General features: G+C 65.0%; 25 protein-coding genes. 11 read left to right on the top strand and 14 right to left on the bottom strand.

The window, feature by feature from the left end; genetic code table 11:
- Positions 1-67 precede the first annotated feature (67 nt).
- The 3 genes from M2342_RS10580 to secA all read left to right on the top strand — a co-directional run bounded on the left by M2342_RS10580 (position 68) and on the right by secA (position 4,949).
- Entirely contained in the window at positions 68-1,702 is a 1,635-nt protein-coding gene (locus M2342_RS10580; protein ID WP_264573014.1) for a CTP synthase, read from the top strand.
- A gap of 113 nt (positions 1,703-1,815) precedes the next feature.
- Complete coding sequence (locus tag M2342_RS10575; protein ID WP_264579056.1) at positions 1,816-2,088, top strand: hypothetical protein; 273 nt, start codon at positions 1,816-1,818, stop codon at positions 2,086-2,088.
- Positions 2,089-2,213: 125 nt separating this feature from the next.
- Positions 2,214-4,949, top strand: a complete 2,736-nt coding sequence (gene secA / locus M2342_RS10570) for a preprotein translocase subunit SecA (RefSeq protein ID WP_264579055.1) — start codon at positions 2,214-2,216, stop codon at positions 4,947-4,949.
- A 62-nt stretch (positions 4,950-5,011) separates the two neighbouring features.
- Here secA and M2342_RS10565 read toward each other — a convergent pair whose 3' ends face one another.
- The 8 genes from M2342_RS10565 to M2342_RS10530 all read right to left on the bottom strand — a co-directional run bounded on the left by M2342_RS10565 (position 5,012) and on the right by M2342_RS10530 (position 11,653).
- Positions 5,012-6,271, bottom strand: coding sequence for an MFS transporter (locus tag M2342_RS10565; protein WP_264577488.1), 1,260 nt, complete (start codon positions 6,269-6,271; stop codon positions 5,012-5,014).
- Between the two features lie 141 nt (positions 6,272-6,412).
- Positions 6,413-7,216, bottom strand: coding sequence for a TrmH family RNA methyltransferase (locus tag M2342_RS10560; RefSeq protein WP_264570576.1), 804 nt, complete (start codon positions 7,214-7,216; stop codon positions 6,413-6,415).
- A 21-nt stretch (positions 7,217-7,237) separates the two neighbouring features.
- Complete coding sequence (locus M2342_RS10555) at positions 7,238-7,516, bottom strand: HPr family phosphocarrier protein (RefSeq protein WP_181559870.1); 279 nt, start codon at positions 7,514-7,516, stop codon at positions 7,238-7,240.
- Positions 7,513-7,917: a PTS sugar transporter subunit IIA gene (locus M2342_RS10550; RefSeq protein ID WP_181559869.1), complete on the bottom strand. Its 405-nt coding sequence runs from the start codon at positions 7,915-7,917 to the stop codon at positions 7,513-7,515. The genes M2342_RS10555 and M2342_RS10550 overlap by 4 nt, the downstream gene beginning before the upstream one ends.
- Entirely contained in the window at positions 7,914-8,909 is a 996-nt protein-coding gene (gene rapZ / locus M2342_RS10545) for an RNase adapter RapZ (RefSeq protein ID WP_264575662.1), read from the bottom strand. The genes M2342_RS10550 and rapZ overlap by 4 nt, the downstream gene beginning before the upstream one ends.
- Before the next feature lie 2 nt (positions 8,910-8,911).
- Complete coding sequence (locus tag M2342_RS10540) at positions 8,912-9,358, bottom strand: HPr kinase/phosphorylase (protein ID WP_264573009.1); 447 nt, start codon at positions 9,356-9,358, stop codon at positions 8,912-8,914.
- Entirely contained in the window at positions 9,355-10,977 is a 1,623-nt protein-coding gene (locus tag M2342_RS10535) for a sensor histidine kinase (protein ID WP_264579054.1), read from the bottom strand. Before M2342_RS10535 ends, M2342_RS10540 begins: the two co-directional genes overlap by 4 nt.
- Positions 10,946-11,653 carry a response regulator transcription factor gene (locus tag M2342_RS10530; protein WP_264573007.1) on the bottom strand — a complete coding sequence of 236 codons (708 nt, stop codon included), beginning with the start codon at positions 11,651-11,653 and terminating at the stop codon, positions 10,946-10,948. The genes M2342_RS10535 and M2342_RS10530 overlap by 32 nt, the downstream gene beginning before the upstream one ends.
- 269 nt (positions 11,654-11,922) lie before the next feature.
- Between M2342_RS10530 and M2342_RS10525 the strand changes: the two genes are divergently transcribed.
- From M2342_RS10525 to M2342_RS10515, 3 genes are all read left to right on the top strand, one after another.
- Positions 11,923-13,530, top strand: coding sequence for a phosphoenolpyruvate carboxykinase (locus M2342_RS10525; protein ID WP_264579053.1), 1,608 nt, complete (start codon positions 11,923-11,925; stop codon positions 13,528-13,530).
- Between the two features lie 149 nt (positions 13,531-13,679).
- Entirely contained in the window at positions 13,680-14,171 is a 492-nt protein-coding gene (locus tag M2342_RS10520; protein ID WP_264579052.1) for a hypothetical protein, read from the top strand.
- Between the two features lie 14 nt (positions 14,172-14,185).
- On the top strand, positions 14,186-15,262 hold the full coding sequence (locus M2342_RS10515) for a mechanosensitive ion channel family protein (protein WP_264579051.1): 1,077 nt from the start codon (positions 14,186-14,188) through the stop codon (positions 15,260-15,262).
- A gap of 3 nt (positions 15,263-15,265) precedes the next feature.
- Here M2342_RS10515 and M2342_RS10510 read toward each other — a convergent pair whose 3' ends face one another.
- Genes M2342_RS10510 through M2342_RS10500 form a run of 3 tightly spaced genes read right to left on the bottom strand, consistent with a single transcriptional unit; the run spans position 15,266 to position 17,063 of the window.
- On the bottom strand, positions 15,266-15,589 hold the full coding sequence (locus M2342_RS10510; RefSeq protein WP_264579050.1) for a YnfA family protein: 324 nt from the start codon (positions 15,587-15,589) through the stop codon (positions 15,266-15,268).
- A complete protein-coding gene (locus M2342_RS10505) occupies positions 15,586-16,071 on the bottom strand; it encodes an NfeD family protein (protein ID WP_264579049.1) in 486 nt (161 codons plus the stop codon). Before M2342_RS10505 ends, M2342_RS10510 begins: the two co-directional genes overlap by 4 nt.
- Before the next feature lie 17 nt (positions 16,072-16,088).
- Positions 16,089-17,063, bottom strand: a complete 975-nt coding sequence (locus M2342_RS10500) for an SPFH domain-containing protein (RefSeq protein WP_264579048.1) — start codon at positions 17,061-17,063, stop codon at positions 16,089-16,091.
- Positions 17,064-17,155: 92 nt separating this feature from the next.
- Between M2342_RS10500 and M2342_RS10495 the strand changes: the two genes are divergently transcribed.
- The 5 genes from M2342_RS10495 (at position 17,156) to M2342_RS10475 (ending at position 21,762) form a co-directional block, all read left to right on the top strand.
- The gene (locus tag M2342_RS10495; protein ID WP_413714717.1) at positions 17,156-18,004 is read left to right on the top strand and encodes an HpcH/HpaI aldolase/citrate lyase family protein; all 849 of its coding nucleotides are present in this window, start codon (positions 17,156-17,158) and stop codon (positions 18,002-18,004) included.
- Positions 18,005-18,058: 54 nt separating this feature from the next.
- Complete coding sequence (locus M2342_RS10490; protein WP_264579047.1) at positions 18,059-18,400, top strand: hypothetical protein; 342 nt, start codon at positions 18,059-18,061, stop codon at positions 18,398-18,400.
- Positions 18,401-18,520: 120 nt separating this feature from the next.
- On the top strand, positions 18,521-19,978 hold the full coding sequence (guaB, locus tag M2342_RS10485; protein WP_264579046.1) for an IMP dehydrogenase: 1,458 nt from the start codon (positions 18,521-18,523) through the stop codon (positions 19,976-19,978).
- Positions 19,979-20,008: 30 nt separating this feature from the next.
- On the top strand, positions 20,009-21,202 hold the full coding sequence (locus M2342_RS10480) for an RsmB/NOP family class I SAM-dependent RNA methyltransferase (protein WP_264579045.1): 1,194 nt from the start codon (positions 20,009-20,011) through the stop codon (positions 21,200-21,202).
- Positions 21,203-21,252: 50 nt separating this feature from the next.
- A complete protein-coding gene (locus M2342_RS10475; protein WP_264579044.1) occupies positions 21,253-21,762 on the top strand; it encodes a tetratricopeptide repeat protein in 510 nt (169 codons plus the stop codon).
- 20 nt (positions 21,763-21,782) lie between these two features.
- On the opposite strand, the gene rsmA is transcribed toward M2342_RS10475, so the two are convergent.
- Genes rsmA through M2342_RS10460 form a run of 3 tightly spaced genes read right to left on the bottom strand, consistent with a single transcriptional unit; the run spans position 21,783 to position 25,013 of the window.
- A complete protein-coding gene (rsmA, locus tag M2342_RS10470; protein WP_264579043.1) occupies positions 21,783-22,604 on the bottom strand; it encodes a 16S rRNA (adenine(1518)-N(6)/adenine(1519)-N(6))-dimethyltransferase RsmA in 822 nt (273 codons plus the stop codon).
- Positions 22,601-23,629 (bottom strand): 4-hydroxythreonine-4-phosphate dehydrogenase PdxA, encoded by a 1,029-nt coding sequence (gene pdxA / locus M2342_RS10465; RefSeq protein ID WP_264579042.1) that lies wholly within the window; start codon positions 23,627-23,629, stop codon positions 22,601-22,603. Before pdxA ends, rsmA begins: the two co-directional genes overlap by 4 nt.
- 13 nt (positions 23,630-23,642) lie before the next feature.
- On the bottom strand, positions 23,643-25,013 hold the full coding sequence (locus M2342_RS10460; protein ID WP_413714889.1) for a peptidylprolyl isomerase: 1,371 nt from the start codon (positions 25,011-25,013) through the stop codon (positions 23,643-23,645).
- Positions 25,014-25,135 lie beyond the last annotated feature (122 nt).

The following is a 25,135-nucleotide window of genomic DNA, read 5'->3' as shown; positions in this document are numbered from 1 at the left end:
TTTTTTCACCGGTAGCGGATTCGTTCGCTTGCCCTTCCGTTCGAGTTCAGCGTAAGCCTCCTCTCCCATGGCGCGGTTCATATTCATCACCGGCGGCGTGGTCTCCTCGCTTGGAAAAGGCCTTATGGCTGCGTCGCTTGCGGCGCTCCTCCAAGCGCGTGGCTACAAGGTCCGCACCCGTAAGTTCGATCCTTACCTCAATGTCGATCCCGGCACGATGTCGCCTTATCAACATGGCGAAGTCTATGTGACGGACGACGGGGCGGAGACCGATCTCGATCTTGGCCATTATGAGCGCTTTACGGGCGTTGCGAGCCGGCAGGCCGACAACGTCACGCAAGGGCGCATCTACCAGACGATCATCCAGCGCGAGCGGCGCGGCGATTATCTCGGAGCCACCGTGCAGGTGATCCCGCACGTGACGGACGAGATCAAGCGCTTCGCTCTGGCCGAGACGGACGATGTCGATTTCGTGCTGTGCGAGATCGGAGGCACGGTGGGCGACATCGAGAGCCTGCCGTTCATGGAGGCCATCCGCCAGCTCCGCAATGAGCTGGGCCACGGCCAGACCGTGCTCGTGCATGTGACGCTGGTGCCCTATATTGCGGCGGCCGGCGAACTGAAGACCAAGCCGACCCAGCACAGCGTGCGCGAACTGACCTCGCTCGGCATTCAGCCCGACATTCTGCTCTGCCGCACCGAGCATCCGCTGCCGGACAGCGAGCGGGCGAAAATCGCCTTGTTCTGTAATGTGCGCACGGAAGCCGTGATTCCCGCCCTCGATGCCAGCAGCATCTATGCCGTGCCGGTGCAGTATCACCGTGAAGGGCTGGACCGCGCCGTGCTGAGCGCCTTCGGGATCGAAGGCTCGCGCGAGCCGGACCTGACCCGCTGGTTCGATATCATGGACCGGCAGGTCCACCCCGAAGGCGAAGTGACCATCGGCGTCGTCGGCAAATATGTCGGCTTGCCGGATGCCTACAAGTCGCTGCACGAGGCGCTCGTGCATGGCGGGCTGGCCAATCGCGTGAAGGTGAAGGTCCAGTGGCTCGATGCCGAGCTGTTCGAGGCCGAAGACAGCGACATCGCGGCCCAGCTCGAGCCGATGCATGGCATTCTTGTGCCGGGCGGCTTCGGCGTGCGCGGATCGGAAGGCAAGATCGCCTCCGTGCGGTTCGCGCGCGAGCGGGGCGTGCCCTTCTTCGGCATCTGCCTCGGCATGCAGATGGCCTGCATCGAGGGTGCGCGGAACACCGCCGGGATCGAGCGCGCCTCGACCACCGAGTTCGGCGAGACCAGCGAGCCGGTCGTGGGTCTCATCACCGAGTGGATGAGCGCCGAGGGGCTGCAAACCCGCAATGTCGATACGGACCTCGGCGGCACCATGCGCCTGGGTGCCTATCCGGCCAAGCTGAGCGGCAACAGCGTCGTTTCCAGCATCTACGGTGCCGAGGATATCAGCGAGCGCCATCGTCACCGCTACGAGGTGAACGCGGCCTATCGCCAACCGCTCGAACAGGGCGGCCTCATCTTCTCCGGGATGTCGCCGGATGGCACGCTGCCGGAGATCGTCGAGCGGCCGGATCACCCATGGTTCATTGGCGTGCAGTTCCACCCGGAACTCAAGTCCAAGCCGTTCGATCCGCACCCGCTGTTTGCCAGCTTCATTGCGGCGGCGCTCAAGCAGAGCCGGCTCGTCTGATCCTGCACCAGCCATGGACGGCCCGTTTCCGGATCGTTCATGGTGAAGGGCGTAGACGAACCGCCTGCCGCATCCTATGTGGGGTGCGTCTTACCGGCCGGGATGCCTGCGACTTGCAATTGATGATCCTCCTGTCTGCGCTTCTTGCGTCGCTGTCCGGCCTGATGGTCGGCGAGAGCCGCGTGGCGCCTGCGCAGGTGGAACTCAGTGCAGAATCGCAGCAGGCTCCCTCCAGTGAGCAGGCGATTGCGGTCGCGCGGGTCTTGTCCCGCGGTGACACGCGGGCCGAGGCCGTCCTTGTACGGGCAGATCAGGCTACGGCACTCGCGCTGCCGGCCCGTAATGGCCGCACCCATCTTTCTCTGAAGCAGAGCTGGCTGATCTAAGCCCGCCGCAGGCCGCCATGTGCTGGTCTGCCATTCTGCTGTTCGCGCGCTGGCTCACGGCGCGTTCGCTTGCCGGTGTGTGAACCGGCGCCCGACCTTTCCGTTTTCAGACAGGAATTTCCGATATGCTCGGCGGCGTTGCCAAATTCTTCTTCGGCTCTTCAAATGAGCGTTACGTCAAGTCTCTCAGCAAGACGGTCAATCAGATTGCCGCCTTCGAGCCGACGATGGTCGCGATGAGCGATGATGAGCTCAAGGCGCAGACCGCCAAGTTCCGCAGCCAGCTCGCCGACGGCGCGACGCTCGACCAGATCCTGCCCGAGGCGTTCGCGACGGTGCGCGAGGGCGCGAAGCGTGCGCTCGGCCAGCGGCATTATGACGTGCAGATGGTCGGCGGCATCGTGCTCCACCGCGGCGAGATTGCCGAAATGCGCACCGGTGAAGGCAAGACGCTGGTCGCGACGCTCGCGACCTATCTCAACGCGCTGCCCGGCAAGGGCGTCCATGTCGTCACCGTCAACGACTATCTCGCCCGGCGCGACTGCGAGTGGATGAGCCAGCTCTATAACTTCCTTGGGCTGACCACGGGCGTGATCGTACCCAATCTTTCTGAGCCGGAGCGTCGCGCGGCTTATGATGCGGACATCACCTACGCGACCAACAACGAGCTTGGCTTCGATTATCTGCGCGACAACATGAAATATGAGCGTGACCAGATGGTCCAGCGCCCGTTCAATTACGCGATCGTCGACGAGGTGGACTCGATTCTGATCGACGAGGCGCGCACGCCGCTGATCATTTCCGGCCCGACGGACGACAAGTCCGAGATGTATATGTCCGTCAACGCGCTGGTGAAGAACCTCGCGGATGAGGATTACGAAAAGGACGAGAAGCAGCGCTCCATCGTGCTGACCGAGGACGGCACCGAGAAGGTGGAGCGGATGCTGGAGGACGCAGGGCTGCTCCAGGGCGCCAATCTCTATGATTTCGAGAACACACAGGTCGTCCACCATGTGAACCAGGCTCTGCGCGCCAACTTCATGTTCCGGCGCGACATCGATTATATCGTGAAAGACGGCAAGGTCGTCATCATCGATGAGTTTACCGGCCGCATGATGGACGGGCGCCGCTGGTCTGACGGTTTGCACCAGGCCGTGGAAGCCAAGGAAGGCGTAAATATCGAGCCGGAGAACCAGACGCTCGCCTCGATCACCTTCCAGAATTACTTCCGCATGTACCCGAAGCTCTCGGGCATGACCGGCACGGCGGCGACCGAGGCGGCGGAATTCTACGACATCTACAAGATGAACGTGGTGACCATCCCGACCAACCTGCCAGTGCAGCGTCAGGACGATCAGGACCTCTTCTACAAGAGCCTTGAGGACAAGTTCAAAGGCATCGCCCGGACGATTGGCGAACATGCCGCCAAGGGTCAGCCAGTGCTGGTGGGTACCGTCTCCATCGAAAAGTCCGAACTGCTCTCCAGCTTCCTCAAGGAGGAAGGCGTGAAGCATTCGGTGTTGAACGCGCGCTTCCACGAGCAGGAAGCCGGCATCGTGGCTCAGGCCGGGCGGCTCGGCGCGGTTACCATCGCGACGAACATGGCCGGCCGTGGCACCGACATCAAGCTGGGCGGCAACCTGGAATTCCGGGTTGAGGATGAGCTCAAGGACATGCCGGAAGGCCCTGAGCGCGATGCCGCAATTGCGCGGATCGAAGAGGAAATCGAGGCCGAGCGCCAGCAGGTGCTCGCCGCCGGCGGCCTGTTCGTGCTCGGCACGGAGCGGCACGAAAGCCGCCGTATCGACAACCAGCTGCGTGGCCGCTCCGGCCGGCAGGGCGATCCGGGCCTGTCCCGCTTCTACCTTAGCCTCGATGACGATCTGCTGCGCATCTTCGGCCCGGACACGCTGTTCGCACGCATGATGCGCTCCAGCCTTGAGGATGGCGAGGCGCTTCCGCCGTCCAAGTGGATGAGCAAGGCGATCGAGACCGCGCAGAAGAAGGTCGAACAGCGCAACTACGAAATCCGCAAGCAGGTCGTCGAATATGACGACGTGATGAACGACCAGCGCAAGGTGATCTACGAGCAGCGCAGCGAGATCATGGATGCCGAGACGGTCGGCGACGTCGTCACCGAGATGCGCCATGAGACGATCAACGACATCGTCGGCGCCGCCTGTCCTCCGGGCACCTACCCCGAGCAGTGGAACATTCCGCAGCTCAAGGAGCGCCTTGAGGCGGTGATGAGTCTGACGCCGGACATCGATGGCTGGCTGACCGAGGACGTGGTCGATCCGGAGCTGTTCGTCGAGCGCCTCACCGCGCTGTCCGATGCTGCGCTGGCGGAGAAGGTCAATGATCTCAAGCCCGAGACCTGGGCGCAGATCGAGAAGAGCATCCTGCTGCAGAATCTCGACCATCACTGGAAAGAGCATCTGGCGACGCTGGATGCCCTCCGTCAGGTCGTCCACCTGCGCGCTTATGCGCAGAAGACGCCGATCAACGAGTATAAGCAGGAGGCATTCGCCCTGTTCGAGCGGATGCTGGAGAACATCCGCGAGGATGTCAGCCGCACGGTGAGCCATGTGCAGTTCCAGATGCAGGATCCTGTGCCGCCGCCGCTGCCCGAGCTGCCGGACTTCCTCACCAGCCATATCGACCCGTTCACGGGTGAGGATAACAGCGCGGACATCGATGCCGGCACGCGCGGGTTCATCACCACCACCATTCCGCGCGCCGCGACGGCTGCGGCGGTGGGTGAGGGCAATCCCTATGCGGGTGAGGAAATCAGCCGCAACGCGCCGTGCCCCTGTGGCTCCGGCGAGAAGTATAAGCATTGTCACGGCGCGCTGGCCTGACAAGAATCCTGACAATGATCTGGTGGCCGGGCGAGAGCCCGGTCACGTCTTCCCGGCGGCCTTCAGTCTGCCTGCGAGTCCCTCGGCGCCAGCCACACCAGCCCGATGAGGCTGATCACGGCCGCGCCTGAAAGGTAGAGGCCCACAGCGCCCACGCCATGCGTGCTCACCAGATATTGCGCGGCGATGGGTGCCATGGCCCCGCCGATGATGCCGCCAACATTGAAGGCGAAGGATGAGCCAGAATAGCGCACGCGCGGCGGGAAGAGGGCGGTCAGCCATTCGCCGAGCGGGCCATAGGTGAATCCCATCAGCAGCAGCGACATGGCGAGGATGAGGAAGAGCGCCAGCGGATTGGCGGCATCGAACCCGGCGCCGAAGACGATGCCGAGCGGCACCGTCGCGGCGCATCCGGCAATCAGTACACGGCTCGCCGAGCGCATGTCCGACCACCAGCCGGCCACGATGATCCCCAGCGCGAGCATCAGGATGGCCGCAAGCTGGATGGTTAGCACCTCGCTGCGCGCCATGCCGATGTTCACCGTGGCATAGCCCAGCGCGAAGGCCGTGGAGATGTAGAACAGCGCGAAGCAGCAGACGACGGCGAGCGTTCCGGCCATGGTCGCGCGCACATGGCGGGTGAGCAGTTCCGCCAACGGAATGGCTGCCGGCGGCTCGGCCTCCAGCGCCGCCTTGAACTCGGGCGTCTCGCCCATCTTCAAGCGCACCCACAGGCCGATGATCACCAGCAGCGCGCTGGCAAGGAAGGGAAGGCGCCAGCCCCACGCCATGAATTGCGCATCGCTGAGCCAAAGGCCGAGCAGCAGGAACAGGCCATTCGCGGCGACAAAGCCCAGCGGTGCGCCAAGTTGCGGCATCATGCCGAAGCGCGCGCGCCAGCCCGGGGGGGCATTCTCCACCGCCAGCAGCGCAGCACCACCCCATTCGCCGCCCAGGCCGAAGCCCTGGCCAAAGCGCAGGATGCAGAGCAGCAGCGGCGCGACCCAGCCGATCATCGCATAAGTCGGCAGGAAGGCGATGAGGAAGGTCGAGCCGCCCATAAGCATGAGCGAGGCGACGAGCGTCGATTTGCGGCCGATCCGGTCGCCATAATGGCCGAACACGGCGGCGCCGAGCGGGCGCGCCAGAAAGGCGAGGGCGAAGCTGGCATAAGCCGCCATCAGCTGCGCTGTCGGCGACGTGGCGGGGAAGAAGAGCGGACCGAAGACGAGGCTCGCCGCCGTCGCATAGATATAGAAATCGTAGAACTCGACCGTGGTGCCGGCCAGACTCGCGACGAGCACGCGACGGTGCTTCACCATAGCAGACAGGCCGCTGGGCGCCGGCGTTCCGGCGGTTGCTGCGTCGTTCAAAGTTGGCCCCCCTCACATATGACGGCGATGCCCTAGCTCAATTCCGGGCAGCAGCGCTAGATGGCGCGGATGGGGGTGACAGAAGAGAGATCAGCGCCGGCGCTGTTGGTTCAGCACTTCATAGGCCATCACGGCCCCGGCGACGGACGCATTGAGGCTGTCCGCACGGCCCATCATCGGGATTTTGACCAGCAGGTCGCACGCGGCCTCATAATCGGCGGGCAGGCCTCGCGCCTCATTGCCGATCACCAGAAAGGTCGGGGCCTCGTAACGCGGCGCCTGATAATCATGCTCGGTGTTGAGGCTGGTGCCGACAAGCTGGCCCGGCCCCGTGCGGAGCCAAGTGAGGAAGTCAGCCCAACTCGCCTGCGCGATGGATTGGGTGAAGAGGGCGCCCATCGACGCGCGTACCGTCTCGACGGAGAAGGGATCGACACAGTCATCCACAAGGATCACGCCGCCCGCGCCGACCGCATCGCCAATGCGCAGCAGCGTCCCCAGATTGCCGGGATCGCGCATGGCCTGCGCGACGAACCAGATTGGTGCCGCGCTACGATCAAGCGCGGGGAGGGGTGTCAGCCGGTCGGGATAGACGCCGACGAGCGTTTGCGCATTATCCTTGCCGGAAATCTTGCCGAGAATATCCGCGCTGGTGAGAATGACGTCGCCCCCTTGCGCCTCGACCGCCGCGATTAGCTCGTCGGCCAGCGGATGCGGGCGGGCATCGCTCGCCATGAACAGCATCTCCGGCAGAATGCCGCGCTCGCGCGCTTCAGTGAGGATACGCAGGCCCTCGGCCAGAAACAGGCCTTCGCGCTTGCGCAGCTTCTTTTCCCGCAAGCCGCGCACGCGCTTGACGAGCGGGTTGGAGAAGCCGGTGATTTCGCGGGGCATGGTCAGCAGGGCCGCACAGGATCAGTCTTCGCCGAAGCGATTTTCGACCAGCTCGATGACGGCAGCCAGCGCCGCTGGGGCATCGTCACCGCTCACCGAGACGGTGATATCATCGCCCATGGCGGCGCCCAGCATCATCAGGCCCATGATCGATGTGCCGACCACTTCCTGCCCATCCTTGCGCACCATGATGGTCGCCGGCAGGCTGCTCGCCAGCGTAACGAACTTGGCGCTGGCCCGCGCATGCAGGCCGCGCCGGTTGGCGATGCGCACGGTCGCGCTGGCGGTCTCGCCGCTCAAGTAGCGTCTCCCAGCAGCTCCGAGGCAACGCTGATATATTTGCGGCCCGCTTCCCGTGCGGCGGCGACCGCCTGCGTGACGCTCATATTGCGGCGGGCGCTTTCGAGACGGATCAGCATGGGGAGATTGACGCCGGCGATGACTTCCACCCGCCCTGCGTCGAGCAGGGAAATGGCAAGGTTGGAGGGCGTGCCACCAAACAGATCGGTCAGCAGGATCACGCCCGAGCCATCATCGACGCGCTGCACGGCGGCGGCGATGTCGGCGCGCCGTACCTCCATATCGTCATCGGGGCCGATGCAGACGGTTTCTATGGCCTGTTGCGGCCCTACGACATGTTCCATGGCGACGCGAAATTCCGTCGCGAGCCCGCCATGGGTTACGAGCACGAGTCCAATCATGGTGAGTGTGCGCCCCGCCCTTCGATTTCCGTTGGTACGATTTCTTTTTTGCCCTGGCGCCGGTTCTCATAGGCGTCCAACTGGACTGAATCCAGATTGCGGTGCGCAATGGTGGGCGAAAAGCCCGCCCGGCGCAAGCGTTCTGCGATCTCTTCCGTCACGCACACCGAGCGGTGGCGACCGCCCGTGCAGCCAAAGGCGATGGTGACATAGGCTTTCCCCTCCTCGCTGTAGCGAGGAAGGATGGTGACCAGCAGCTTCTCGATCTGGCCGACGGCCGCCTCGAACAGCGTGTCGGCCATCACATAATCGCGGACATCGGGATCGAGGCCGGTGAGCGGGCGCAGCGTCTCGTCCCAATAGGGATTGCGCAGGAACCGCATGTCGAACATCAGGTCCGCATTTCGCGGAACGCCCCGCGCAAAGCCGAAGGACAGCAGGGTCAGGGTCGATTCGAAACTGCCTGCAAAGCGCTGGCGGATCGCCTGCTGCAGGCCGTTGCTGGTGAGGTCCGAGCTATCGACGACATGCTCCGCCGCGCGGCGGAGCGGTTCCAGCAGCTCGCGCTCGCGGGCAATGCCGTCCGCCGCCGGGCGATCCAACGCCAGAGGGTGGCGCCGCCGCGTCTCGGCATAACGCTGCTCAAGCACCGTCCCCGAGCAATCGAGGAACAGCATCTCAACCTCATAGCCAGTGCGCTCGCGCATCGCGGCGATAGCCGAAAGGATGGTGTCGGCTGCAAAGCCGCGCGTGCGGCTGTCGATGCCGATGGCGACCGGGCGGCCCGCCTGTTGCTCATGACCAGCCGGCAGCGGGGCAGCCAGCAACCGGTCGAGCAGAACCAGCGGCAGATTGTCGACCGTTTCCCAGCCGGCATCTTCGAGCGTGCGCAGGCTGGTCGATTTGCCGGCGCCCGAAAGGCCGGTGACCACCAGGATGCGCTTGGCGCCGGGAGCATGGGAGACAGGTGACAGGGCAGGGGGCTGGTCCATGCCTACCCCTTCGCCTGCCCATCGAGACGAAGCAATGCCCATTCGGCCTTGATCGGGGCGGAAGGCTCCAGACCGGCCAGCACGACCAGCGGCAGTTCGACACCCAGAAGGGAAAATGTGGACCCGATGTCAGGCATGCGCACGGGCGCTTCATCCAGTCTGATCGCAAGACACGCAATCACGCCACCGACATGGGGCGTTTCGACGATGCCAAGGTGGCGAATTTCCAGCTTGCCCGCAATGGTTTCCGGCGCGTCAAGGATCAGCTTGCCGTCCCGCTTTGAGGCGCGGGTGTAATCGTCGCTGATCAGCATCGCGCCGCGATCGATGAGGCGCAGGGCAAGGTCTGACTTGCCGGACCCGCTTCCGCCGATCAGCAGCACGCCCTTGCCTCCGATGGCGACGCTGGTAGCGTGGATGGTTTGGCAATGGGCGGGATCGTCGCTCATGCGCCGCTGCGCGCCTTCGCGCTGTTCGGCGGCGGCACATCCTGCTCGGCTAGGGGCAGGGTCACGACAAATCGCGCACCGGCCTTGCCATCGAGACGCGCCTCGACATGGATGGAGCCGTGGTGGCCCTCCAGAATTGTGCGGGCGATGGCAAGGCCCAGGCCGCTGTGCTTGCCAAAGCCATCCCGCTCCGGGCGCACGCTGTGAAACCGCCGGAAGATCGCTTCCCGCTCGCTCTCCGGCACGCCGGGTCCCTCGTCTTCCACCGCCACGATAGCCTTGCCGTCTTCGGCTGACAGCGTCAGGCGAATCCGCCCGCCATCGGGTGAAAAGGAGCGGGCATTGTCGACGAGATTATCCACCACGCGGACCAGCTTCTGCGGGTCACCGGAGACGAATACGGCGCCACGTCCCGACCCTGCATAGCTCAGCCGAACCGCGGGACCATCCTCCCGCGGTGCATGGTTGCGCACCATCCGTCCGATCATCCGCCCGAGATCGATGGTCTCGAACGGCGTGCGCGAGAGCTGTGCGTCGATGCGGGTTGCCTCGGCAATGTCGCTGACCAGCCGGTCGAGCCGGCGCACGTCGTCCTGCGCGATGGCGAGCAACTTGGCCTGCAAGGCCGGGTCCTTGATCTGGGCCAGCCCCTCGAGCGCCGAGCGCAGCGACGCGATGGGGTTCTTGAGCTCATGGCTCACATCTGCCGCGAAGGCATCGGTCGCATCGATGCGCTGGCGCAATGCCTGGCTCATGTCGGAGACGGCGCGGGCCAGCATCCCGATTTCGTCGCGCCGATCCGGCAGGCGCGGCACGATGACTTCCCGCGCGCGCCCCAGGCGCACGCGCACCGCAGCGCGGGCGAGGCGACGGAGCGGGAGCACGATCGTCCGCGCAAGAAAGAGCGAGAGCAGCACGGACACCAGAATCGCCGCCGCAAAGACGAGGGCGATGCGCAGGCGCTCGGCACGGACGATATCCGTGAGGTCCCGCGTGTTTGCGGTGGCGAGCAGTACATCGCCGCGCCCGGCTTCGTCGAGCGGGCGGGCGACGCTGAGGAAAGGTGTGCGGTCCGGCGCGAACCGATAGGCCGAAGCGGGCGCGCGGGTGCGGGCGGCCTCGCGGGCTTCCGGCCAGGCATCGCGGCGATCCTGCGCCGGCTCCTTCACATAGGCAGGACGGTCGGCGAGGGCGATGGTCTCGACAACGCGGTCCAAGACGCGCGCCAGCTTGATGTGGAGCGGATCGCGCATCGGATCACGCAGCGTGTAGCTGGGTGGGATGAGGCGAAAGCTATCAGCCAATTTGGTGCCGTCCGCATCATAGATGCGCAGCCGCAAACCCGTTGTTTGCGCTGTGCGCAGCAGCAACCGGGCGCGATCGCTGGCCGGGGCTGTCTCCATCGCAGCGGCGATCAGGGCGGTTTCCCGGCTGATCGACACCAGCCTGCCATCGATCAGCCGCGCACGATAGCTGTCGAGATAGAAGAAGCCGCCAGCCAGGATGGCAAGCGCGAAGATGTTGACCGCGAGGATCCGCCGGGTGAGCGAGATGCGCGTGGTCCATTCGCCGCTCGCCAGGCGCTCCTCATTCCTCGTTGAAGCGATATCCGGCGCCATAGAGCGTATCGATTGCGTTGAACTCGGGAGCGACTTCGCGGAATTTCCGGCGCAGGCGCTTGATGTGGCTGTCGATGGTGCGGTCATCGACATAGATGTCGTCCTGATAGGCGGCATCCATCAGTTGATTGCGGGTCTTCACGATGCCGGGCCGCTGGGCCAGCGCCTCGAGAATCAGGAACTCGGTGACAGTCAGCGCGACGTCCCGGCCATCCCATTGCACCCGGTGGCGGGCGGGGTCCATGCTCAGCCGGCCGCGTGCGATGGTTTCGGTCTCGCCTTCGCCGCCATTGTCATCGCGGGGCTGGCTGAGCGCCGTGCGGCGCAGCAGCGCCCGTACCCGCGCAATCAGCAGCCGCTGCGAGAAGGGCTTGGCAATATAATCGTCCGCGCCCATCGCAAAGCCAAGTGCCTCGTCCAGCTCGTCGGTCTTGGAAGTCAGGAAGATGAAGGGCAGATCGCTCTTCTCCCGCAGCCGGCGGAGCAGCTCGATGCCATCCAGATTGGGCATTTTGATGTCGCACACCACGATATCCGGCGGGTTCTCGATCAGCGCCTTGAGCGCGGCCTGACCGTCCGGATAGAGTCGCGTCATGAACCCTTCCGCGATCAGGGCGATGCTGAGCGAAGACAGGATGTTCCGATCGTCGTCGACCAGGGCGATGGTAGCGCTCATCGAGCTTTGCGCCGATCCTCTGACTATTGCTGGTCATTCGGCCTAGACGAACGCGGGACCGGGCGCAACCTGGGCCGGGCGGACGATAGGGAATCCGCTGTTTTGTCCCGCCACCGGACGAAAGCGACAGATGCGCGGCACTGCACAACGGGTGGCGTTTGACGCTGGGCCATCAAACCCTTATGCGCCGGGGACGGGGCTGAATTTGAAGTTTTCTCGCGGAGGACGGCCGTAGGAGCCCGCCCTGCGTTTTTGCTTAGGAGACAGGTGTGCAGGTTATCTCTTCCTTTGGTCTTGGCGACCAAGGCATATCGACGTCGGCTGACGTCAAATGGAATCTTCTGACCGCGCCGTTGGTGGAAGAAGCGGTTCGCAACGGCGAGGGCGTGCTGGCCAAGGATGGGCCGCTGGTTGTCGAGACCGGCAAGCACACCGGCCGCAGCGCGAAAGACAAGTTCATTGTGCGCGATGGCACCACCGAGGACACGGTCGCCTGGGGCGACGTGAACGTGCCGATGACGCCGGCGCAGTTCGCCACGCTCAAGGCGGATTTCTTCGCGGCACTGGGCGAGAAGAAGCAGCTTTACGTCGCCGACCTTTTCGGTGGTTCGCAGCCCGAGCACCGCGTCAACGTGCGCGTGATCAACGAGTTTGCCTGGCACAATCTGTTCATCCGCACGCTGCTCGTGCGCCCCGAGCGCGATGAGCTGGCCGGCTTCAAGCCCGAATATACGATCATCGATCTGCCGACCTTCCGCGCGGACCCCGCCAAATATGGCTGCCGCAGCGAGACGATTATCGCGGTCAACTTCACCGAGAAGCTGATCCTGATCGGCGGCACGGCCTATGCCGGCGAGATGAAGAAGTCGGTCTTCTCTATCCTCAACTATCTGCTGCCGGCCAAGGGCATCATGCCGATGCACTGCTCGGCCAATATCGGCCCGAATGGCGACACTGCGGTGTTTTTCGGCCTATCCGGCACCGGCAAGACGACTCTCAGCGCCGACGCCAGCCGCACGCTGATCGGTGACGACGAGCATGGCTGGTCGGATACCGCCGTCTTCAACTTCGAGGGCGGCTGCTACGCCAAGATGATCCGCCTCTCGGCCGAGGCCGAGCCGGAAATCTACGCGGTTACGAAGCGCTTTGGCACGGTGCTGGAAAACGTCGTGATCGATCCCGATACGCGCGAGATCGATCTGGACGATGCGACGCTGGCGGAGAACAGCCGCGGCTCCTACCCGATCGACTTCATCCCCAATGCCTCGGCCGACAATCTCGGCCCGGTGCCGAAGAACATCATCTTCCTCACCGCCGATGCCTATGGCGTGCTGCCGCCGATCGCGCGTCTCACGCCCGATCAGGCGATGTATCACTTCCTCTCGGGCTATACCGCGCGCGTCGCGGGTACGGAAATCGGCGTGACCGAGCCGCAGGCGACCTTCTCGACCTGCTTCGGCGCGCCGTTCATGCCGCGTCGCCCGAGCGTCTACGGCAATCTGCTCAAGGAGCGGATCGCAAAGGGTGGCGTGAAGTGCTGGCTGGTCAACACCGGCTGGACCGGCGGCAAGGCAACCGATCCGGGCATCAGCCGTATGCCGATCAAGGTGACGCGTGCGCTGCTCAACGCAGCGCTCGACGGCAGCCTGAACAACGCCGAATTCCGCATCGATCCCAATTTCGGGTTCGAGGTGCCGGTGGCGGTTGGTGATATCGACCCCGATATGCTCGATCCGCGCGCCGCGTGGAGCGACAAGGCGCGCTATGACGAGACGGCCGCCGAGCTGGTCGGCAAGTTTGTCGCCAACTTCGCGCAGTTCGAGGCCGACGTGGACGCGTCCGTCCGCGACGTGCTGAAGTCGCCCGTCGCGGCCTGAACCCGCGCCGGCTGACGCCTTTCGAGGCTTATGAGCGGCGGCTGCCCATGCTAGGGTGGCCGCCGTTCTCATATCTGCGGGGGGTACGCATGAGCATATGGAATGGCCTGTCGGTCGCAAATGATGCCGCGCAAGCTTAGGGCGCCGTCGTGACGACAGATAACAATCATCGCTTGTTCAGCGATGCCGCCGCCATCCACGCAATTGGAGAAGGGCTGCTGGATTGCACCTTGCCGCGCGAGCGGTGGACGCATGAGGCGCACCTCGCTGCCTGTCTCTGGCTGATGGTCGAGCGACCGGATATCGATCTGGACCGGGAGATCGCGCCGATCATCCGCCGTTACAATGCCAGCGTGGGCGTGCCGAACGATGATCGCCACGGCTATCATGAAACGATCACGCGCGCGTTCCTCGGGGGAGTGCGGCTTTATCGGGCCGAGCATATAGGCGGTGCCCTGCTGGATCAGGTCAATGGCCTGCTGACCTCAGCACAGAGCGCACGGGACTGGCCGCTCAATTTCTGGTCGCGCGAGCGTCTCTTCTCGGTCGAAGCGCGGCTGTCCTACACGCCGCCGGACCTGGAAACGCCTGCGCTGGCAGCGTTGCTTCTCTATCTGCCGCGGGAACCGGATCGCGCCTGAGCAGTAAAAGGGACATGTTTCCCCACCATTGGACCCTGCCGCCATTACTGGAATCGCTGATGCTGGGCGTTCTCGCCGTTCTGGCGGCTCTGGCTCTGCACTGGATCAGCGTGCGGGTGCTGCGTCGTCTGCTCACCCACGCGCATTCGGAGGGCGGCCTCGCCCTGCTCCGCCGGGCGCAGTGGCCGTCGCGCTGGCTGCTGGTTGCCTTCGCGCTGGCGTTCCTCCGTCCGTCGCTAACGTTGGGAGAGCGCGGTCACCTGATCTGGAGCCAGGCGGCGGCGATGATCGTGCCGGGATTGATCGGCTGGCTGGCCGTTGCCCTCATTCGGGGCACGCAGGATGTGGTCGAGCAGCGGACGGATATCAGCGTGGCCGACAATCTCCGCGCCCGGCGAAAGCGAACGCGGACGGGCATTCTCGGCAGGATCGCCGTGGTGCTGGTGATCTTCATCACCCTGTGCCTCATGCTGTTCAGCATCCCCTCGGTGCGGGCGGTGGGTGTGACGCTGATGGCCTCGGCCGGCCTTGCGGCCTTGGCGGTCGGCGCGGCTGCGCAGCCCTTGCTCAAAAACGTAATCGCGGGCATCCAGCTTGCCTTCACCGAGCCGATCCGCATCGATGACGTTGTCATCATCGAAGGCGAGTGGGGCAAGATCGAGGCGATCTACATGACCTATGTGGTCGTGGCGGTGTGGGACGAGCGACGGCTGGTCGTGCCCATCTCCCGCTTTCTCGAAGACAGTTTCCAGAACTGGACTCGCTCGACAAGTCAGTTGCTTGGTTCGGTTTTCTTCCATCTCGACCCAACGGCCGATATCGATCAGTTGCGGTCCCGCTATGAAGCGATCGTGGCTGCCTCGCCGCTTTGGGATGGGCGGGTGAAGGTGCTTCAGGTGACGGAGGTGCGCCCGGACGCCATCGAGGTGCGCGGCCTCGCCAGCGCGCGCAATGCGGGCGAGGCATTCGACCTGCGCTGTGAGATTCGTGAGAAGGTGCTGGCCTTCATCCGCGATGAGATGCCTCAAGCGCTGCCCCGCCACCGCGGCCTGCTGGCGCGGGATGTCACTGAACGGGCGAATGCCGGGTGATCGCTAGGCTGTGCGTGGCCCGAAGAGAATGATCGCGGCGCCGCACAAACAGACTGCGCCGCCCAGCAGATCCCAGCGATCCGGCCTGGTGCCCTCTGCAAGCCAGAGCCAGGCAAGCGCGCTGGCGATGTAAACACCCCCATAAGCGGCGTAAGTCCGCCCCGCATAATCGGCTTCCACCAGCGTGAGAAGCCAGGCAAAAACCGCCAGCGAGGCGAGGCCGGGGAGCAGCCAGAGCGGCGATTTGTCGAGCCGCAGCCATGCCCAGAACGCAAAGCAACCGGCGATTTCTGCCAGCGCCGCGCCGATAAAGGCGAAAGCGGTCATTCCGGCTCCGGCATGTCCTTGCCGTCACGGGCCACGTCGGGCGGGGCGAGCGGAGTGGGCAGGGGTTCGACAATCAGCGCCGCGCCCTTGGTGCCCGTCACCCGCACATAGCTGCCGGCATCTGCATCCGGTCCGGTCGCCGTCCAGCTTCCGTCATCCACCTTCACCCGGCCGACGCCATGATTGATCGGTTCGACCACCAGCAATTCGCGGCCAACAAGGCGCGCGGCCCGGTCATTGAGCATCGGGTCCTGCGAGGCGACCGGGCGGGCGAGATACCAGAGCCGTCCGCCGCTCACCGAAATCGCGGTGAAGATGGCAAAGGCGAGCAGCTGGAAGGCCGGATCGATCGGCAGGACCAGGCTGAGCCCGGCCGTGAGCGCCGCAGCTACGCCCAGCCAGATCAGAAAAACGCCGGGCACGATGATCTCCGCCCCGGCGAGGATCACCGCGAACACACCCCAGAGGATGGAAGGATGCATGCTGTCCAGCATCGGCGTCACGGCGTCCGCGTGTGAGGCACGCCGGTGCCGGACACGGGCCGTGCAGGCTGCGTTGCTGCATGATCGCCCAGCGCTTCCTTGGCGAGCTGGCCGATGCCGCCGAGCGTGCCGATGAGCTGGGTAGCTTCCACCGGGAAGAGGATGGTCTTGGCATTGCTGGAGGTCGCGAACTTCTCCACCGCCTCGACATATTTTTGCGCCACGAAATAGTTGATCGCCTGGGCATTGCCGCCCGCAATGGCCTCGCTCACCACTTGGGTCGCCCGCGCCTCGGCCTCCGCCTCGCGTTCGCGCGCCTCGGCGTCACGGAACGCTGCCTCACGCCGGCCCTCGGCTTCGAGGATCTGCGCCTGCTTGGCGCCTTCGGCCCGCAGGATCTCGGCGCTCTTGAACCCTTCGGCATCGAGGATATTGGCGCGCTTCTCACGCTCGGCCTTCATCTGCCGGGCCATCGCGTTCACGATGTCCTGCGGCGGGCGGATGTCCTTGATCTCGACGCGGGTGATCTTGACGCCCCAGGCATTGGTAGCGTGATCGACCACGCTCAGTAGCCGGGCGTTGATCTCATCCCGCTTGGAGAGGGTCTCGTCCAGATCCATCGACCCCATCACCGTGCGCAGATTGGTGGTCGAGAGTTGGAGCAGTGCTGTATTGAGGTGGCTCACCTCATAAGCAGCCTTGGCGGCATCCAGCACCTGGAAGAACACCACCGCATCCACCGCCACCATGGCATTGTCGCGGGTGATGATTTCCTGAGACGGAACATCAATCACCTGCTCCATCATGTTGATCTTGCGACCAACCCGGTAGAAGAAGGCGGGGTAGATGTTGAAACCGGGAGATGCGACTTCCGTGAACCGGCCGAACCGTTCAATGGTGTAGCGATGGCCCTGTCGGACGATCTTCACGCTGGCAAACAGATAGAAGATCACCAGAATGGCGATGAACATTGCGAACGTGACCAGATCCATGGTCGATAGCCTCCTGCGCTTGCGGTCGCTACTATGGCCCTTCAGAACAGTGCCGGAAAGCGGAATCGGCAGGATAAGAGGATTGAAAAGGCATGCAGAAGCGTCGTCCGGTCGAGAGAATTGATTTGCCGTTGCGCCTCGTGCGGACGCTGCTGTTCGTACCAGCCTCGCGCCCGCGCGCGATCGAGAAAGCGCGCCAACTCGACTGCGACTTCATCATTCTTGACCTTGAGGATTCGGTGATCGCCGAAGACCGCGACGCCGCCCGGCAGCGCGCCGTGGAGGCTGTGCAGGCCGGGTTCGATGGGCGTCCCTGCGCCATCCGCATCAATGCCGAGGGGCGGCCCGAGCACGGGCTGGACATGGTTGCGGCGCGCAGTGCCGGCGTGCCCTATGTCATCGTGCCCAAGGTGATCGAGGCGCGGCAGGTCCACGACGTCAATCGCGTCACGCAACGGCCGGTCATCGCGATGATCGAGAGTCCGGCGGGGATCATCAATGCCTTGTCCATCGCGCGCGAGCCAGGCGTCTCGGCGCTGGTCGCCGGCACCAACGATCTGCGCCGGGGCTTGGCCGTGCCGCCTGATGCACCGCGCAGCGCGATTTCCTACTCGCTCCAGTCGATCGTGCTGGCAGCGCGCGCCGCAGGAGTGGCCGCGTTCGACGGGGTCTACAATAATCTGGAAGACCCGGCCGGTCTGGCCGCCGAGTGCGACGAAGGGCGGCAGATGGGGTTCGATGGCAAGACCATCATCCACCCCAGCCATATCGACATCGCCAATGATGCCTTCTCGCCCAGCGGCCCGGCGGTGGAACAGGCCCGCGCATTGGTCGACGCCTTTACCGGCGGCGCCCAGCGCTATGATGGGCGCATGATCGAGGCGATGCACGTCGAGGAAGCCAAGGCGATCATCGACCGGGCCGAGCATCTGCGCAGCTAGGCTTTGGATCGCTTCGTAACGGATCGCTAACCTGCTTTCTTTACGAATCGCTACATGGATATTCCCGCCGCTTATGTCGCCCTGGTGGAGGGAAGCCTGCGCTTTCTCGCCATTTCGCACGAGCGCGGGCACCTGATCGGCGGCTTGCTGCTCTATGCTATGGTCGCTGCCTGGCCGCTCACGCGCCGCCATCCGGCGTTGCCATTTGCTGTGGTGGCGCTGGCCGAGCTCATCAACGAGAGCCTTCAAGCGGCCTATTACCGGTCGCTGCGCCTCGACGATACACTGTCCGATCTGGTCTGGACGCTGGCCGTGCCAGCCCTTCTGCTCGCGTTGACGCAGATGATCGCCAGCGATCGTGCGGAGCGCGGGGTGGTCCGTCCCGCCCTCGGATAGGCGCAAACCAGCCTTCGCGCCCTTCTCTTTGACGACCCCCTAGCCCTGCACGGGGGAAATGGTTACATGGGCCGCCACTGATTCCCCCAAGGGGTCTCTCCAGATCAGGTGGCGACATATATGGACATTCGGCTCGGCCTCACTTTCGACGACGTGCTTCTTCAGCCGGGCGAGTCCGATGTGCTGCCGAGTCAGGCCGATGTGTCCACGCGGGTCAGCCGCAACATTTCGCTGAATATCCCCATTCTCTCCTCGGCCATGGATACTGTGACTGAGGAAGACATGGCCATTGTGATGGCGCAGCTCGGCGGTATCGGCGTCTTGCACCGCAATCTCTCCATCGAGGAGCAGTGCGCGGCGGTGCGCGCGGTCAAGCGGTTCGAGAGCGGTATGGTCGTCAACCCGATCACCATCGGCCCGGATCAGCCTTTGTCCGAGGCGCAGGCGCTGATGGCGCGTCACAAGATCAGCGGCATTCCGGTTGTGGAGTCGACCGGCAAGCTGGTCGGCATCTTGACGAACCGCGACGTGCGCTTTGCCGAAAACCCGGCCCAGCCGGTGCGCGAGCTGATGACGCATGAGAATCTCGCGACCGTGCGCACCGGCGTCTCGCAGGACGAGGCCCGCCGCCTGCTGCATCAGCGCCGGATCGAGAAGCTGCTGGTGGTCGATGATGCCTTCCGCTGCGTGGGCCTCATCACCGTCAAGGACATCGAGAAGGCCGTCACCTATCCGCAGGCCACCAAGGACGCTTCCGGCCGCCTGCGCGTCGCCGCGGCAACGACGGTCGGCGACAAAGGTATCGAGCGCACCGAAGCGCTGATCGACGCCGAGTGCGACCTGATCGTGGTCGATACCGCCCATGGCCACTCCAAGATGGTGGCCGAGAGCGTCGCGCGTATTCGCAAGCTCTCCAATGAGATCCAGCTCGTGGCCGGCAATGTCGCGACCGCCGAGGCCACGCGCGCGCTGATCGACGCCGGCGCGGACGGCGTGAAGGTCGGCATCGGCCCCGGTTCGATCTGCACCACGCGCGTGGTTGCCGGTGTCGGCGTTCCGCAGCTCACCGCGATCATGGATGCGGCAAAGGAAGCGCTCAAGAGCGGTATTCCGGTGATCGCCGATGGCGGCCTGCGCACCTCGGGCGACGTTGCCAAGGCGCTGGCGGCTGGCGGCGCTGCGGTGATGATCGGATCGATGCTGGCCGGCACGCAGGAAGCACCGGGCGAGACGTTCCTCTATCAGGGCCGGGCCTATAAGAGCTATCGCGGCATGGGCTCCGTCGGCGCGATGGCGCGCGGCAGTGCGGACCGCTATTTCCAGCAGGACATCAAGGATCAGATGAAGCTGGTGCCGGAAGGGATCGAAGGCCAGGTGCCCTATAAGGGGCCGGCGCGCGATGTCATCCATCAGCTGGTCGGCGGTGTGAAGGCCGCCATGGGCTATACCGGCAGCAAGACGATCCGCGAACTGCAGGAGCGCGCCCGCTTCGTGCAGATCACCAATGCCGGCCTCTCCGAGAGCCATGTGCATGACGTGACGATCACGCGTGAAGCGCCGAATTATCCCACACGATAACGATATCAGCCCTGCATTGGGGGCAGCGGTATGACGCCCGCCGCGCGGGTGCAGGCCGCCATCGATCTGCTCGATCTCATCATCGCCAGTGCGCGCGATGATGGCGCCGCCGCCGATACGCTAATCGCCCGCTATTTTCGCGAGCGCCGCTATGCCGGGTCGAAGGATCGCCGCGCGGTGCGCGATCTCGTCTATCGCGCGGTGCGGGCTTATGGCGATCCGCCATCCTCCGGCCGTGCGGCCATGGTCGGTCTGGCGCGCGCGGATGCGGCGCTGGCGGCGCTGTTTGATGGCTCGGCCCATGCGCCGACGCCCTTGGGCGAGGCGGAACGCGGGCCGGATGGCTCGCGCCTGCCGGGCTGGGTCGCCGAGACTTTCGCGGAACTGGTCGATGAGGCCGAGCAGGAAGCACTGCTCGATCGTGCGCCTCTCCACGTTCGGCGTAACCCGCTGAGGGCGAGCGATACCGAGATGTTGGCGCGTTGGCCCGATGCCCGGCCAATCGGGGCAACGACATATGGCTATGCTCTGCCGGCCGGCACGGACGTTCCGGATGATGGTATTGCCGAGGTGCAGGATGCCGGGAGTCAGCTGATCGCGCAGGCCTGTCACGCCACGCCCGGCCTGACCGTGCTCGATCTGTGCGCCGGGGCAGGGGGCAAGACGCTCGCCCTGGCGGCGGACATGGTCAAAGACGGCGCCCTTGCAGGGCGGCTGATCGCGGCCGATGCGGTGCGTGACCGCCTCGCGCGATTGACGCCGCGTGCCGAGCGCGCCGGCTATGGTGGACAGATCGAAACACTGCTGCTCGATTCTGGTCGGGAGGAAGCGGCGCTCAAGCCGCTCGTCGGGCAGTGCGACGTCGTCTTGATCGATGCGCCCTGCAGTGGATCGGGCACCTGGCGACGCAACCCCGAGGCGCGCTGGCGGCTAACGCCGGCGCGGCTGGACCGCGTGGTCGCGCTTCAGGCGCGGCTGCTGCGGCTCGCGCTACCGCTGGTGAAGCCGGGCGGGCGCTTGGTCTATGCGGTCTGCTCGCTGATCGACCGGGAAGGGCGCGATCAAATTCAGCAAATCGTCAGGACCGATCCCCTATGGCAGCCGGTACACTCTGCCGGGTCGGAACAGGCGCCGGGTCGTTCATGGGGCGAGGGCACATTGCTCACGCCCGCACATGACGGAACCGACGGCTTTTTCTTCGCGGTGCTCGAAAAACCATGCTAGCGTCGTCGACCATGGCGTCTGTTGCGCAGGGCTCGATCTGGGAGACAATCATGCGGTTCACCCCCGCCTCCATTTTACTTGCGAGTGCGCTTGCCCTGTCGGCGAGCAGTGGATTTTCCCAGCAGAGCGCGACGCCCGCGCCCAGCCCGCGCGCAGCCGAGTGGATGGCGAAGGGTAAGGCCGCCGCAGAGGCCGGTGATCTCAGCAAGGCCCGCGATGCCTATGAAACCGCGCTTCTTCTGGCGCCCGATCAGCCCGGTATCTTCATGTCGCTGGCCAAGATCGCCCGCGCCCAGAAGCTCCCCGGCAAGGCGATCCGCTATTATGGTCGCGCGCTGGATCTGGAGCCCGGCAATCAGGCGGCCCTGCAAGGCGAAGGGCTCGCGATGCTGGACAAGGGCGCGGTGGAAAGCGCCCGCGAGACGCTCGCCAAGCTGCGCCTGCTCTGCAAGACGCAATGTGCCAGTGCGGATCAGCTGGCGTCCGCGATCGCCACGACCAAGCCGCCGGTGACGACGGCCGAGGCCGTCACCAACGCGCCGAAGGTCGAACAGCAGTAAATTTCGCGCCGTGAAGCTGCTCAGCGTCCCATCAGGCGTGCGAGCATCACGAAATCGTCCACGCTGAGTGTCTCGGCGCGGCGGCTGGGGTCGATCCCGGCTTCCGCCAAAGCATCGAGCGCGCCGGGCAGCCCCTTGAGGCTCTGCCGCAGCATCTTGCGCCGCTGACCGAAGGCGGCGGCCGTCAACCGGCTGAGCGTTGCGACCTCGACGCCGTCGGGTGCGTCTGCCGGGACGATGTGGACCACGGCGGACATCACCTTGGGGGGCGGCGTGAAGGCGGAGCGATGGACTTTCATCGCGATGCGCGCACGGCTGCGCCACTGGGCCAGTACCGCGAGCCGCCCATAGGTATCGCTGCCGGGCTGCGCGACGATCCGCTCGGCAACCTCGGCTTGGAACATGAGCGAGGCGGAGAGCCACCAGGGCGGCCACACGCCGCTCTCCAGCCAGCCGACGAGCAGGGCTGTGCCGATATTATAAGGCAGGTTCGCAACGATATGCGCCGGTCCTCCGCAGACCTCTACGGGGTCGACCCGCAGCGCATCATCCTCGATGACGCGCAACTGGCCCGGAAAGGCCGCTGCGACTTCGGCCAACGCCGGAATGCAGCGGGCGTCACGCTCCACAGCGGTCACCTGCGCGCCGGCGCGGAGCAGGGCACGGGTCAGCCCGCCGGGACCGGGGCCAACCTCGAACGCGCGCGCACCGGTCAGATCCCCCGGAATCGCGGCGATGCGATCCAGCAACTGCTCGTCCAGCAGGAAGTTCTGGCCCAGCGCCTTGCTGGCCCGCAGGCCATGCGTGGCAATGACCTCGCGCAGCGGTGGAAGCGGGGTCATGAGGGCTGGCAGGGATCGACCCAGGCGCGGCGATTGAGCTCGGCCTGCTGCGCCATGCGAATGGCGGCGATCATCGCGCCAGGATGCGCCCGATCCTTGCCCGCCAGATCGAACGCCGTGCCATGGTCGGGCGATGTGCGCACGATCGGCAGGCCAAGCGTGATGTTGACGCCTTCGTCAAAATCCAGCGCCTTGATCGGGATCAGCGCCTGATCGTGATAGCAGCACAAGGCCGCATCGTAGAGCGCACGGGCGCGGGGCGTGAACAAGGCGTCCGGCGAATGCGGCCCGGAAATGTCGAGCCCGTCTTCGCGCAATTGCTCGAGCACCGGCGCAATCAGCGTTGTTTCTTCCGTGCCGAGCATCCCATTTTCGCCGGCATGAGGATTAAGACCGGCCATGGCGAGGCGCGGGTTCTCGATGCCGAACAGGCGCTTGAGACCGCGCGCGGTGGCCAGCGCCCGAGAGCGGATCAACGCGGCGGTGAGCGCCTCGGGGACTTCCGTATAGGGAATGTGGATGGTGAGCGGCACGACCCGCAGCGATGGGCCCGCCAGCATCATCACCACATTGCCGCGCGAAACACCGCAGCGCTCGGCCACGAACTCGGTCTGGCCGGGATGCGTGAAGCCGACTTGCGACAGCTGGGATTTGGAGACGGGTGCGGTCACAAGGGCGCTGGCGCTTTCCGCCCTGACCAAGCCGGTCGCCGCTTCCAACGCTTGGAAGGCGCAGCGCGCGCCGTCGATCGAGGGCTGGCCGGGGATGATCTCACCGGCATCGGCGACCTGCAGGCAGGGCAGCGCCTTGCCGAACACCGCATCGGCTTCGATCGGGTCGCCGATCATCGCGACCGGGCCTTGCCAGACGGCGGCGATCGAGGCGCTATCACCGACCGCGAAGAAAGGCGGCAGATTGTGCGTGTCCCGCGCTTCCCAGGCTTTCGCGGTCACCTCCGGGCCGATCCCCGCGGGGTCGCCCAGCGATATCGCGATCGGCCGCGGCAGCGCGGACGCGGAATACATCGTGCGGAAGACGTCAGTTATAGTCGATCACCGCATCGCGACGAAGGTCGCGCAGATATGTGCGTGCACGCTTGTTTACGCGGTCTTCCTCCATCTGCGCCATGATCGACTCCACCGAGGGCGCGCTCGCGTCTGGCGGATCGTCCCGGCCGCACAAAACGAGCGCGCGGACACCTTCCGTTGCCGAGCCGAAGGGCGGCGTGGATTCGCCGACCTGCATCGAGAGCAGGATGGACTGGAGCTGCGGGGGCAGGTTGCGCGCCTGAATATCGTTTTCGATGACGGTCGCGCCAACGCCCTTGGCCATCGCCTCGACCGATCCGCAGCCCTGAAGCTTCTTGAGCGCCTCACCGAAGGCGTTGGCCCGGCGCTGGGCTTCGGCCGCCGATGTGCCGGCGGGAAAGTCGATGGCGACCTGCTTGAGGCTCAGAACGGCGTCGCGTGCGTCGGCCATCAGCACCTGGCGCTTGTCGATCAGATAAACGAGCGAAAATCCGCCCGGAATGGCAATCGGGCCGGCGATCTGGCCGACCTGGAGCTGCTGCGCGGCTTCGGCCAGCGGCTCGGGCAACTGCGCGGCGCGTACCCAGCCGAGATCGCCGCCGACCGCAGCGGTCGATGCTTCCGAATATTGCCGCGCATAGGCCTGGAACGAGCCACCCTGGCGAATCTGCGCCATGATCTTCTGGGCGTTCTCGGCCACCTGCTGGCTGTTCGACGGGTTGGCGGAGAGATAGATCTCGCCGATGTGGAACTCTTCCTTGCCTTTGGCAGCCTGGAGGCGCTCATAGGTCGAGCGGACCTCGTCTTCGGAGACGTTCACGAAAGGCTGGACCTGACGCCGCAGCAGGCGGCTCCAAGCGACCTCGCCTTCGATCTGGCGCCGGATGCTGCGTGCGGACGAGCCCTGCGCGGCAAGATATTTTGCGAAATTGTCCGGTGTGTAGCGGAAGTTCGCGGCGACGCGCGCGAAGTTCTCGTCAAGCTCGGCGGCGGGGACGCGAATGTCCTTGGCCGCTGCCTCCTGAATCTGCAGAGTCTCGTCGATGAGATTGCGCAGCACCTGCAGGCGCAGACGGTCCTTTTCCTCGGCACTGACATTGCCGCCATTAGCGAGAACCACCAGTGCGAGCCGCTGCTCCACATCCGTCTGGGTAATGACCTCGCCGTTCACCAGCGCCGTCGCGGTGCGGACATTGGGGTCGCGCTTGCCGAAGAGCACCACCGAGGCAGGAATATCGAGCGCGGACGCGGTCGCTCCGGCGGCATCCTCAGCCTGGCCTTCCGGCGCTTGAGCAATGGCTGAGCACGCCAAAAGGCCCGTCGCGGCGCCTGCAAGAATCCGGGCGGTGAAACGGGAGGAAATCCTTTTCACGCTGTTCACGTCAGTCAAACTTGCTCTCCATTCAGAAGCAGGCGGCCTCAAGAGGCCGCGGACCTGCCCGGCGGATTAATGCGCGGCGGCTGAACCGGGCCTGAGCGACGGATGACGCCCGGCCTTCACAC

This window comes from Sphingobium sp. B8D3A (assembly GCF_025961995.1).
Taxonomy (GTDB): Bacteria; Pseudomonadota; Alphaproteobacteria; order Sphingomonadales; family Sphingomonadaceae; genus Sphingobium.
Note: the sequence above shows the minus strand (reverse complement) of the source record. Positions and strands in the feature narration are given on the sequence as shown.